The 11384-nt window shown below is 43.4% G+C and carries 10 protein-coding genes and 2 pseudogenes; 6 read left to right on the forward strand and 6 right to left on the reverse strand.

Annotation, left to right across the window (positions count from 1 at the left end; all coding sequences use genetic code 11):
- Window positions 1-276: 276 nt before the first annotated feature.
- Window positions 277-619 (reverse strand): annotated as a pseudogene (locus CSQ88_RS20610) (transposase); the annotation flags it as partial.
- A 304-nt stretch (window positions 620-923) separates the two neighbouring features.
- On the opposite strand from CSQ88_RS20610, the gene CSQ88_RS20615 reads away from it, so the two are divergent.
- The 6 genes and pseudogenes from CSQ88_RS20615 to CSQ88_RS23510 form a co-directional block, all read left to right on the forward strand.
- Window positions 924-1703, forward strand: a complete 780-nt coding sequence (locus CSQ88_RS20615) for a 2OG-Fe dioxygenase family protein (RefSeq protein WP_099399952.1) — start codon at window positions 924-926, stop codon at window positions 1701-1703.
- Between the two features lie 76 nt (window positions 1704-1779).
- Complete coding sequence (locus CSQ88_RS20620) at window positions 1780-2919, forward strand: PLP-dependent aspartate aminotransferase family protein (protein ID WP_099399953.1); 1140 nt, start codon at window positions 1780-1782, stop codon at window positions 2917-2919.
- Window positions 2916-3896, forward strand: coding sequence for a phosphotransferase (locus CSQ88_RS20625; RefSeq protein ID WP_099399954.1), 981 nt, complete (start codon window positions 2916-2918; stop codon window positions 3894-3896). Before CSQ88_RS20620 ends, CSQ88_RS20625 begins: the two co-directional genes overlap by 4 nt.
- A 61-nt stretch (window positions 3897-3957) precedes the next feature.
- The gene (locus CSQ88_RS20630) at window positions 3958-5220 is read left to right on the forward strand and encodes an ATP-grasp domain-containing protein (RefSeq protein ID WP_099399955.1); all 1263 of its coding nucleotides are present in this window, start codon (window positions 3958-3960) and stop codon (window positions 5218-5220) included.
- Window positions 5210-6160 carry a hypothetical protein gene (locus CSQ88_RS20635; RefSeq protein ID WP_099399956.1) on the forward strand — a complete coding sequence of 317 codons (951 nt, stop codon included), beginning with the start codon at window positions 5210-5212 and terminating at the stop codon, window positions 6158-6160. Before CSQ88_RS20630 ends, CSQ88_RS20635 begins: the two co-directional genes overlap by 11 nt.
- A gap of 183 nt (window positions 6161-6343) precedes the next feature.
- Window positions 6344-6830: pseudogene (locus CSQ88_RS23510) on the forward strand (transposase); the annotation flags it as partial.
- Between the two features lie 42 nt (window positions 6831-6872).
- On the opposite strand, the gene rhuM reads toward CSQ88_RS23510, so the two are convergent.
- From rhuM to CSQ88_RS20670, 5 genes are all read right to left on the reverse strand, one after another.
- Complete coding sequence (gene rhuM, locus CSQ88_RS20650; RefSeq protein ID WP_099399959.1) at window positions 6873-7850, reverse strand: RhuM family protein; 978 nt, start codon at window positions 7848-7850, stop codon at window positions 6873-6875.
- Window positions 7851-7944: 94 nt separating this feature from the next.
- On the reverse strand, window positions 7945-9171 hold the full coding sequence (locus tag CSQ88_RS20655; RefSeq protein WP_099399960.1) for an MFS transporter: 1227 nt from the start codon (window positions 9169-9171) through the stop codon (window positions 7945-7947).
- 30 nt (window positions 9172-9201) lie between these two features.
- The gene (locus tag CSQ88_RS20660) at window positions 9202-9804 is read right to left on the reverse strand and encodes a phosphatase PAP2 family protein (RefSeq protein WP_099399961.1); all 603 of its coding nucleotides are present in this window, start codon (window positions 9802-9804) and stop codon (window positions 9202-9204) included.
- Between the two features lie 127 nt (window positions 9805-9931).
- Window positions 9932-11035 carry a nickel/cobalt efflux protein RcnA gene (locus tag CSQ88_RS20665; protein ID WP_099399962.1) on the reverse strand — a complete coding sequence of 368 codons (1104 nt, stop codon included), beginning with the start codon at window positions 11033-11035 and terminating at the stop codon, window positions 9932-9934.
- Window positions 11036-11044: 9 nt separating this feature from the next.
- The gene (locus tag CSQ88_RS20670) at window positions 11045-11245 is read right to left on the reverse strand and encodes a metal-sensing transcriptional repressor (protein ID WP_374700471.1); all 201 of its coding nucleotides are present in this window, start codon (window positions 11243-11245) and stop codon (window positions 11045-11047) included.
- Window positions 11246-11384 lie beyond the last annotated feature (139 nt).

Here is an 11384-nt window from a genome sequence, read left to right on the forward strand (position 1 = left end):
ATATCGTCCACCTCAATCCAGAAAAATCACCGGAAGCGGAGACGGGTGCTGTAAGGAAAAAAGCAGAGCAAAGAACGGCATAAATATTAAACGATTAAGGCGACAACTGGTTTGACAATTACCGCTACCAAGCCGCCCGCTTGGCGCGTCCGGAACGGTGGCGTAACGCGACTCGGAACTGGAGCTGGCAAGATGAAGTGCAATTGAACCCAGATCGGGCGGTAATCCCTCCGTTTTTAAGCTCACTTTAAAGTAGAGGCTAGGCATGTAACGCTAGCATGTCGTGCTGATTACAAAAATGGCACAAGCCGCACGAATAGAAACTGCCTTGGTTTCAACGGCCCAGTGAGCCATCTCGCGACGCTGAGATGTTTCAGATGATTTCTGACATGGCGTCCTTGATGATGTCCACCTGCATTTGGGCGTCGATATACATCTTTTTAAGACGCCTATTCTCATCTTCCAACTCTTTCATGCGCGTCATCATCGAGACGTCCATGCCACCAAACTTAGTGCGCCACTTATAAAAAGAGGCAGAGCTCATGCCGTGCTCGCGGCATAAATCGGGGACGGTCGAACCGGCTTCGGCCTGCTTTAAAATCGCCAAAATCTGGCATATTCAATTGCCTACGGCTTTCATATAGAGCTCCTCAAAAGCTGCGAGAAAGTTCTACTTAAAAATGAGCTGGTTTTGTGGGGGGATTACCACACTTTTTATCAACAATTCATTAATGTTCTGGTGATTAATAGCTGAATCAAGTAAGTTTCGCCTAATAGTTTTCCACTGATGTTGAATAATACTTCATAGAAGTAGGTAATTAATTTGAAAGATTTTTAAATATTTTATTTTCAATACTAGTAAGCATAACCGTGAAAATTAATATGTCTATTCAATCAGAGAGAGTAAAAGGGAAGATTTCACAATGATTAGTGGGAACCATAAAGCGTTAGAAAATGCACTTGAATGCCGTGTGAACGCATATCCAATTATGAAAAGCATGGGATATTGCAAGCTAGATTCGGATGATTTTAGCCTTACCGATGAACAAAAATCAGATTTAAGTCATATTCAGAGACATTTTGATACGCTTGCGCTGGACCCATACGGCGAAAAATCGGGTCGTTATCGACAACACAGTAAGTATGTGTTTTTACCCTGCTTAAATCTCTTAGTTCCTCAGTCTTCTGAATACGCTTATTCTTACAAACAAGATATCGGGTTTAATGATGAAGTCGTAGATGAAGCTCGAAAATTTCAGTCTGTTCCAAACGACATTTTGTCAAATAAGCTTATTACTTCACTAGTTTTGCATGATTTTAAAAACTCTCCGTTACATCAGTATTCTTCCACAATCCCCATGGAAGTCGGCATCCATTTTATTCGAATGAAAGCGGAGGTTGGATCGCCGGGTGTTTCTGTACCCAATCGACTTCATAAAGATGGGGAACCTTGTACATGGGTACATTTGATCAATCGTAATGGCGTCTCTGGTGGTGAAAGCATCATCACGGACAACACTAAGACTAATATCCTTTGTAACCAAATTATGCTTAATCCGCTTGATTCTATTGGTGTAGTCGATGATTTAGTATGGCACCAAGTGAAACCGGTTCATGTTGATGGACACGGCAAGGTTGGCTATCGCGATGTCATATTAATTGATTTTACACCTATGTTTGCCATGCCAAACAACCCTTCATAATTGAGTATCCATATGTCATGTGCCCTCTGTCAAAAGATACTTGGCACTTCCTAATACTAGAAAATAGGTAGTAACCGTGTTAGCAAAAGAAACCATTGCCGTTCACAGCGGGACAATTATCGACGAGATGAATGGCGGAATTCTCTCTCCATTATTTCCGGCGAGTTCTCACAAACATCTGGATATGAACGAAGACGTGTACCCAAGACATGGCAATTTAGCCAATCAGCGTGCAGTTGCAAAGAAAATGTGTGCATTAGAAAGCGGCGGTGAAGCCGCTTTGGTATTCAGCTCTGGCATGGCGGCTTTCGCTACGGCGATGCTATCTCATTTAAAATCCGGCGATCATATTGTCTTACAAAATGGTGTTTACTCTGGCGCACTTAAATTCGCACAGAATCATTTCGCAAAGCTAGGAATCACATACAGTGTATCCAAGAGTTGCGAAGTAGAAAGCATTATCGAGTCAGTCAATTCGAATACAAGAGCGATATATATTGAAACGCCTACCAATCCATTGCTCAAAATTCTTGATATTGAGTTATTGGCTGGGTTTGCCAAGAGCAAGGGTCTGTTCACCATCATAGATAACACTGTGGCGACACCCATTAATCAAAATCCCTTGGAATATGGTGTCAATTTAGTACTTCACAGTGCAACGAAGTTTTTGGGTGGCCACGGCGATGTATCAGGAGGCATTGCGGTAGGAAGCGAAGAGTCCATCGCTTTAATGACCGAAAATATGAATGACTTTGGGGGGTGTTTAAATGCCCAGTCATGTCACCTTCTGGAACGAAGTTTGCGTACATTGGCAATACGGATGAATACAATTAACCGCAATGCTATGGAACTGGCTAGCCGCTTAAATGAGCACCCCAATGTAACAAAAGTGTATTACCCTGGGCTACCGGATCATCACAATCATAGCGTTGCTCGCGAGCAGATGCAGGGGTTCGGTGGATTAGTAAGTTTTGAAATTGCCCAAAGTTTTGATACGACAAGCTTTCAGAAAAAATTGAATTTAATCATCCCTTCAAATAGTTTGGGTGACTTAGAGACAACATTAAACTCTCCTTATCAGGCATCGTCATCATTCAGAAGTCTTAGTGATCAGGAGCAAAAAAGTTCAGGTATTACGAGGCAATTAATACGAATGTCAGTCGGTATCGAAGATATCAATGACTTGTATGAAGATTTGCATCAAGCGCTTAAATGAATAATATAGAAACGGAAACAAGCACAATGTTAAATAGTGATGAAGTTCGGTACATAGAATCTCTTTATGGTTTAACTGTAAAAAACAGCGCCTTCTTGGGGAAGGGGTCCGGCAATGCGAATTACTGTCTCGAAACTGATATAGGTCGCTGTGTCTTCAGCATCATTGAAGAGCAGAGCCGCGATGACGTTGAGATCATGGCAAAGACGCTTGTATGGTTGGAAGACCATCACTATGAGACCTCTTTGCTTGTTAAACCCAAAAAGCAAGAAAGCCATTCGATAGTATTAAGAGGAAAATACGCTCTATTGAGAACTTACATGGATGGTTCTGTATGCCAAGACTTTAGTGAGCATATGCTCAGGCAACTTGGCGTTGCAGTGGCGAAACTGCATAACATTCCTGTCCCAAATTTTTTAACAAATTCAATTTTCTATGAGCAGAAAAAGTTCATGGATGCCCTCGACGCCGATATTGATCAGGATTACGAGCGCTGGGCAAAGGGTAGACTTAGGGATCTTGACGTAGAAAGCATTAGTGGCTTACCAGTCTCTGTCATTCACTCCGATCTCTTCTATGATAATATGTTATTTAACGGCGAGCAGTTCGTCAGCATGATAGATTTTGAGTTGACCTGTATTTACCACTCTGTTTTTGATATCGCCATGGCTATTGTCGGTACTTGCAGCATGGATGGGAGATTGTTGCCGGAAAAAGCAGCACATCTTATCTCTGGATACAATTCTATAAGAGTACTGGAAGAGAGCGAGACAAAAGTATTCAAAATATATACTGAATACGCCGCCATACTGACTTCACTTTGGCGATATTGGCGGTACAGAATATATCAGCCGGGTGGTGTTAAGTCAGATAGATACCTAGAAATGGTGAGTTTGGCTAAAAGTATTGAAAAAACCGACTTCACAAAGATTACCGACATGCTTTCAATCAAGCCCGTCACAGGATGCCGAGTATAACCCTCGATGCTAAGACCCTCGACACTTAGCCCCTAATTCTAGCATGGAGTAACAAAGCTGCATGGACATCAAAGACTCGAAAAAGATAGTTATTCTCGTTGACGCTTACTCATCGGGAAATGGATTGGCTCCGGAATTTAATAAGAAAGGATACCGGTGTGCGCATATACAAAGTAGAAATGATTTACCTTCTAAACTACTAAATAGCTATAGAGCTGATGATTTTTTCATGAGTTTGCAGTACGCGGAAAGTGACACCATCAATCGATTAGCAGAATATGAGATTATCGCGGTAATTGCAGGTTGTGAAACTGGAATTGAACTTGCCGATCATTTGGCAGAAGTCTTATGCCTTCCTGGTAATGATACGAAAACAAGTCGCTCCCGAAGAAATAAATACCTAATGCAGGAGTGCTTGAAAAACAGCAACCTTCGTCATATACCCACTTATAGACTAACAAATCTGACAGAAGCCGTTCGATATGCTACTGAATTATTAGAGGGATATCAAAAAATTGTATTAAAACCCGTTGACAGTGCAGGTACGGATTCAGTATTTGTTTGTAAAACTGTTGAAGAGGTTAGGACTCATTCAAGCAATTTATTCGAGAAAAGCAATCAGCTTAATTTAAAAAATGAAGTCATTATTCTGCAACCTTTTATTGAGGGTGAAGAGTATGTGGTTGATACCGTTAGTTACAATGGCCGTCATAAGATCTGTGCGGTATGGAAAATGGGTAAAGGCAGTTACAATGGTGCCGATTCAATATGTGAGTTCACAGAACTGACCTCATTCGACGATCAAGAACACGCTAAGCTTAAAGACTATATTTTTAACTGTCTGGATTCTTTGGGGATTAAGTTTGGTGCGGCTCATTCTGAACTGTTTTTAACAAAAGACGGATGGACATTAATCGAAACGGGTGCCAGACCTCATGGAGCCGGTTTTCCTGCATTGTCATCCTTTGCATTGAAACGGACGCAAATTGATGAACTGGTACTGAGCATCTGTTCAACCGAAAGTTTCTTGGTAACAATTTCGGAAGAATACATGCCATCAAAATATTTGAAGATTAAAGAACTGATATCCTTTAGTTCGGGCATTGTAAAATCAATTAAGCATATCGATACCATTTCTAATTTACCATCTTATAAGAAATCGAATATGCTGGGTATTGATGAGGAAATAAAACTCACAACAGATGTATTCAGCTCACCTGGCTGGATTGCTTTAAGTCATAGTTGTGCTGATCAGCTCAATATCGATTACCAGCACATCGTTGGCCTCGAAAGGAAAGGTATGTTTGAACTCTATGAACAGTAAAAATCAGATGTCTGGCCCCACTTATATTCTTGGCTATTGTATCCTCGGTGCTGCAATAGATGTGTTTCTTTCTGGCATGTTGCAGAGTATCAATCTGTTTGTATTATTGTTTTGGACCTTTACCTTTACTTGGCTCGGGTTTTTATTGGTTTCTTTTTTATTTTTCCCTGTTAAGTTAAAAACATTCAGCAACTCTTTCAAGTTAATTTTTTTGTTGAACATATCTACATTGGTGTCTTGGGTCGGGCTATTTGTTGGTTTAAAGTGGACAGAACCATCAATACTAGTGGCGATACTTTTTGGACTCAGTCCGATTATTTCCTTTTTAATCGAGATTTATAACAAAAACCCAGTGGGTATGAAAAGCGCCGTCATATCAGTGTTGTTGACTTTTATTGTTTCCATCCTGATGATACTGGCCGTAAAAGGGCAAAGATCTAACCCATTCGATTCAAACCTTTTATTTGTTCTGGCGCTTGGTTTGGTTTGTATTGTGACCTCAACCGGTATGGCTGTCGGCACCTACATGGCAAAATCACTATCTAAAAGAGAGTTTAATGCCGTAAATGTTCAGTCGTTCAGATTTCCATTGCTCATCTGTGTCTGCTATTTATTGTTGCCGAGCGAGGGCGCGTTGGCAACGACGCAATCCAGTTTCTGGGTGTACCTCCCGATAATAGTGATATTGGGGAATATATTGCCGCTATGGATGCTTCAAAAGGGCATTGAGCTAACAAGCCCATTGTCGACGAATATTATCGTTAATATCTCCCCCTGTATTACACTGTTGCTGGAGTTTTTTGATCCGTCGATAGCATATAGCCATATGAAACTATTCGTATTAATAATGCTTCTGGTGGTGATATTGATAGCTAATGACGATGCTAACAAGTTCATTATCAGCAAGATAAGAGGCAGATCTGCCGGTTTCACAGGGTAGGTATGTCGGATAAGCACAGCCAGTGGCCTGGCTGTGTTCTCCTAAGAACAGTAGCCTGCCAACGGCAGGAGCTAAGTTTCTGTGAGTACGGCGTTTTTCAGGCTTCATTTCCTCGTGGTAATCCCCCCACAAAACCAGCTCATTTTTAAGTAGAATTTTCTCGCAGTGTTTGAGGAGCTCTACATGAAAGCAGCACGCTATCCCGATAGCCAGATTATGGCGATTTTAAAGCAAGCCGAAGCCGGTTCAACCGCCCCCGATTTGTGCCGCGAGCACGGCATGAGCTCTGCCTCTTTTTATAAGTGGCGCGCCAAGTTTGGCGGCATGGACATCTCGATGATGACGCGCATGAAAGAGCTGGAGGACGAAAACAAGCGTCTTAAAAAGATGTATATCGAAGCCCAAATGCAGGCGGACATCATCAAGGAAGCCATGTCAGAAATCATCTGAAACATCTCAGCGCCGCGAGATGGCTCACTGGGCCGTTGAAACCAAGGCAGTTTCTATTCGTGTGGCTTGCGCCAGCTTTGCGATTAGCACGACTTGCTATCGCTATATTCGTAAGCTGGATGCAGAAAACGTAAAAATTGCGGAACTGCTGATTCAGCTCACTGAAACGCATCGAAGCTGGGGCTTTGGCCTTTGTTTTTTACATCTGCGCAACGTCAGGAAAAAACACTAGAATATGGTTATGTTTTTAACTTAAGCGGTATTAAAACAGAGAATGAGTAGGCTTTGCCAACATATTTTCAATAAGGCAAATCATGCTCTCTTTTTGCATAGGTGTTGATTGCGCAATTAAAAGGGCTAATGCGGCTAGACCGACATCATTAATGATCGGCTCTCCATCCAGCATCAAGGCATTATTGCGATGTAGGAAATCAATAAACAAAAAAGCCCCAGCTCGTTTGTTTCCTTCAGACAAAGGTGTTTCTTTGATCACAAAATATAATAAATGGGCGGCCTTACTTTCTATGGTTGGGTTGCCCACAATAGTTTGATCGATATGCTCCAAAATAGTGGCTAACCTGCAGCCATGCTCACAACCAAATAACTCGCAAGCCTCTCCTCTGATCATGAGTGCATCTTTTAGCCCTGCTAGGGCATGACGAACCTCGCTAAGCGAGGATAAGCAGCCTCCTGAAGTGCCTACTGGTTCAAGCAACACGCCTTCGTCATAACGTTGTAATAGCCTAAAAGTGTGTCTATATCGGCTAATGATTGCTGCAGAATTTTGCATGGTATTAAGGCTAGGGCTAGTGAGCTGGACAGCATCTTTAGCCGCAGCAAAAGCAATTTCAAGCTCATGAAGATTTTGCTCTAGCTGAGCCTTATCCACTGCCCATTTTTGCGCAAAGTGTTCATTGAGCATCTTGGTTGCCCATTGACGAAATACCGTGCTTTGTTTGGTATTGATTCTATAACCAACAGAAAGAATGGCATCAAGATTATAGAGTGTGAGCGAATCAGATTCCTCTTTGTCCGTGCAGGGCAAAAAAGGTCTAGAAACCATTTCTTCTATCAGTTCACCCTCATTAAAAACTTGGAGTAAATGCTCAGCAATCGTGGGTAAGCTACATCCAAAAAGTGTGGCCAATTGAGCTTGGCTTAGCCACAAAGAATCCCCTTTTAGTCGCACGATGATGGCGGAGCCCTCCTCACCAAAAGGGTAAATTTCCCAATGACTCATGATATTGGCCTTTACGAAGGGATTTGAATGAGGTTAAAGGTGATCAAGTTGCTTGGCCTAAAACCTATCTATATAGAGAGACCATTCAACACGATCACTCTTCTCTGCATAGTGCTCTATGCCCATAAAGCATTAATAGTGCGATCAGAGAGAAAAAAGCACCTGCATAGAAAGTTGTGCTTGAGCCGTGAAATTGCCATAACCATCCTGCAACCACACTTGCGAGTAGCATGCTAACCCCACTCACTAAGTTGAAAAGGCCAAATGCGGTGCCTTTCAAGTCTTTAGGGGTTGTGTCTGCAACCAAGGTGGCAAGAATGCCCTGACTAAACCCCATGTGTAATCCCCATAATGCAACACCGAGCATAAGACCAACGATCGAATTTAATTGAGCTAGCACGAAATCAGCCAATATTAAGAATACTAAACCTAAGCTTAATAAAGTCGTGCGACTGATGCGGTCAGACAGTTTGCCAACAGGGTAAGCTGACAACATATAAAACAAGGCCATGACGACCATAACAATGGGAACCCACATTGTAGAGAGCCCAATCTGTTGAGCACGTAATACCAAGAACGCTTCGCTAAATCGTGCCAAGGTAAAGATAGCGCCAATGCCGACTACCCACCAATAGGATTTAGAAAACTTACGAAATATTTCAACTTGTATTGGGAATCTAAATGGTTGAGCTGCTTTGCCCTGAATGGGCTCTTTGATACCAAACACAATTAAACCTACTGCCACTATGGCCGGAATAACAGCAACCCATAGCACGAGTTGAATATTACTTCCCCAAGCCGCCATGAGGACGATGGCTAACAAAGGTCCGAGGAATGCACCAACAGTATCTAGGGACTGACGTAAACCAAAACAAGCTCCTCGAATTTCTGCTGGCGCAATATCAGCGACTAAAGCATCTCGTGGTGCACCACGAATCCCTTTACCAATGCGATCCAAAAAACGAGCAGTAAACACGGTTTCCATACTAGAGGCTAATGGAAATAGGGGTTTGGTGAGCGCTGCTAATCCATATCCAAATAAGAGAAGCCCTTTACGTCGGCCAATATAATCACTTATTGCCCCAGAAAAAATCTTTACTAGCAATGCCGTTGCTTCGGCAATTCCTTCAATAACGCCAATCATTAAGGCACTGGCCCCTAGTGTTGTCATCATGAATATTGGCAGGAGACTATGAGTAAGCTCTGAAGATAAATCCATAAATAAACTCACTAAGCCTAGCGCCCAGACTGCACGAGGAATTGCGGGTTTTGGGGTAACTACTGGCATAGTAATACTTTGGAGAGGAGAACTAGCTGACATATGAGCTCCCTATCATGAGTAACCAAGCGATTAATGTTTAATCCAGCCTGCTGTAATTGCGCGGGCAAAAAGGTATTGATAAAACCGAATGCTTGTTTGCATGATGGGTGCACTTAGTTTGTCCCATACAGGGGTCACAAGGGCATAGGTGATGATGCAAACCAATACGGCCCCCAGCATATCCAGGGGGAAATGGACCCCCAGAAAAATACGTGACCATCCCACCATGAGCCCTAGCAGTAATGTAATGACGGCCAGCGTCCTTATTTTTCCTAGAAATAAAGTAATGCCAATTGACGCAAATATGGTCAGATGGTCACTGGGGAATGAAGGGTCAGCGGCATGAAGAATAAATGTATGTCCTAGCCCAAGCATAAAGGGGCGGGGATGTGGCCAAGCGAGACCAATCAGTTGATTAGTACCCAGTGCAACAAAAGTAACCACGCATGATTTAAGTGCAATATTACGACATGTATCTTCACGCCAAAACCAAATACCAAGTAATAGTAAAGGAATCAATAAAATCAAATCATCTGCAATATAACGAGTTAAGTTAATAAGCCAGTTAGGACTCCCGAGATTCGCGTTGATCGTCAAGAATAGTGCCCGATTAATTGCTTCGAGATGTTCCATGGGTTCCTTTTTTATATTGAAATTCACTGAGCAAAGAGTACGTGAAGAACCCAAGGTTAGGTATTAGACGCTATTCCTTGAGCATATCATCGCACTGTTGAGTTAGTGTGTGCCACTCTAAAAATTCTTAATGCAAACTTACCCAGCCATGGTAGCCAACGTATAAGCCCACAAGCAAAATCAAACAGCCAGAGAAATACGGCGCTTTACGCGCAAATTCACCAAATCCGCTCCAGCGTTTTGAAACATGTTTCACGCTTAAGGCCGCAACTACGCCTGAGAGCACCAAGGTCATGGCAAGGCCGATACTAAAACCTAAAACCAGCGTTGCACCGAGTGCAATTTTTTTGAGTTGCAAGCAGAGTAAAAGCACGGTGATTGAGGCGGGGCAAGGAATCAATCCCCCTGTCAGGCCAAACATGACGATTTGCCCCGTTGTGACTTCGCGATTTGCAAAGCGGCGACGGATATCGTTGGCGTGGGCTAATTCATGCGGGTCTTGATAGCCCGGAGCAGACACATCCAGCTGCGCGTAATCTGCGATCACATGATGATGCTCAGCAAACTCCACATCATAATCATGGCTATGATGCTCGTGCCCTAAGCGTAAGCGGGCCACAAACTGGTGCGGCTCAGGGATTTCTTGCCTTGATTCAACAAAGCCATCGCGCTGCTCAAAACTAAAAGCTTGCTTGCTGCCATCTGGGCGCTCTGTCTCGATATTCACTTGATCAGCACGCCAGTTTTGGCCGGTCGTGCTATGGCGGTACAGGCGAAAGCGCGGTGGCACGCCCTCTTCAAATACTTCTAAGCGCACAACACCATGGCCGGTATCGATATGTTTGACTTCGTCATGGTGATGATCGTGATCGTCGTGCTCATGGGCCGCACGCTGTTGCTGCCAAGTCCGCCACATCATCCACAGTGCCGTTGCAATAATCAGCAAGGCAGAAGCCAGTTGCAAATAAGGCTCGCTGGTCTGGGCACTCCAGCGCTGGCCAAAGTACATCCCCGCCATCGCAATCGCCCAGACGACGGCGGTATGGGATAGCGTAGCGGCCAAACCCAGCAGAACAGCTTGCGTGAGTGTGCCGCGCACGGCCACAATAAAAGCCGCCATCATGGTTTTGGAATGACCCGGTTCTAGCCCATGTAAAGCACCCAGCAAAATGGCACTGGGAATAAAAAACCAAGCATTGCCCTGCTGCTGCAAAGTTGAAAAATCCAGCATGATGCGTCCTTATAAATACTTGGTAATGGCTTTGAACTCACGAATGGTGTCGTCTGCACTCTGAATACGGTCACGCACCGCGTGTTCAAGACAATGATCAATGTGATCATGTACCAGTATTTTCTTGGCATTGGCAACGGCGCTTTCTACAGCTTGGAGTTGCTGAGCAATATCTAAACAGCTCCTCTCTTGCTCCAGCATGGTAATCACACTGGCAAGATGGCGGTAATTGTCAAGATAGTTGAGATGTTTTTACGATTTAAGCGACCTGTAATTCCTCGCTTGTTTTAGGCTCAATAGCCCGGTCGGGGTTCAATTGCACTTCATCTTGCCAGCTCCAGTTCCGAGT

The sequence above is a fragment of the Iodobacter sp. BJB302 genome, assembly GCF_002735645.1.
Taxonomy (GTDB): Bacteria; Pseudomonadota; Gammaproteobacteria; order Burkholderiales; family Chitinibacteraceae; genus Iodobacter.

Excerpts from the sequence above, each read along its gene's own strand:
- CSQ88_RS20635 (WP_099399956.1), top strand. The coding sequence starts at position 5,210 with ATGAACAGTAAAAATCAGATGTCTGGCCCCACTTATATTCTTGGCTAT.
- CSQ88_RS20625 (WP_099399954.1), top strand. The coding sequence starts at position 2,916 with ATGAATAATATAGAAACGGAAACAAGCACAATGTTAAATAGTGATGAA.
- rhuM (WP_099399959.1), bottom strand. The coding sequence starts at position 7,850 with ATGAGTCATTGGGAAATTTACCCTTTTGGTGAGGAGGGCTCCGCCATC.
- CSQ88_RS20665 (WP_099399962.1), bottom strand. The coding sequence starts at position 11,035 with ATGCTGGATTTTTCAACTTTGCAGCAGCAGGGCAATGCTTGGTTTTTT.
- CSQ88_RS20615 (WP_099399952.1), top strand. The coding sequence starts at position 924 with ATGATTAGTGGGAACCATAAAGCGTTAGAAAATGCACTTGAATGCCGT.
- CSQ88_RS20655 (WP_099399960.1), bottom strand. The coding sequence starts at position 9,171 with ATGTCAGCTAGTTCTCCTCTCCAAAGTATTACTATGCCAGTAGTTACC.
- CSQ88_RS20660 (WP_099399961.1), bottom strand. The coding sequence starts at position 9,804 with ATGGAACATCTCGAAGCAATTAATCGGGCACTATTCTTGACGATCAAC.
- CSQ88_RS20630 (WP_099399955.1), top strand. The coding sequence starts at position 3,958 with ATGGACATCAAAGACTCGAAAAAGATAGTTATTCTCGTTGACGCTTAC.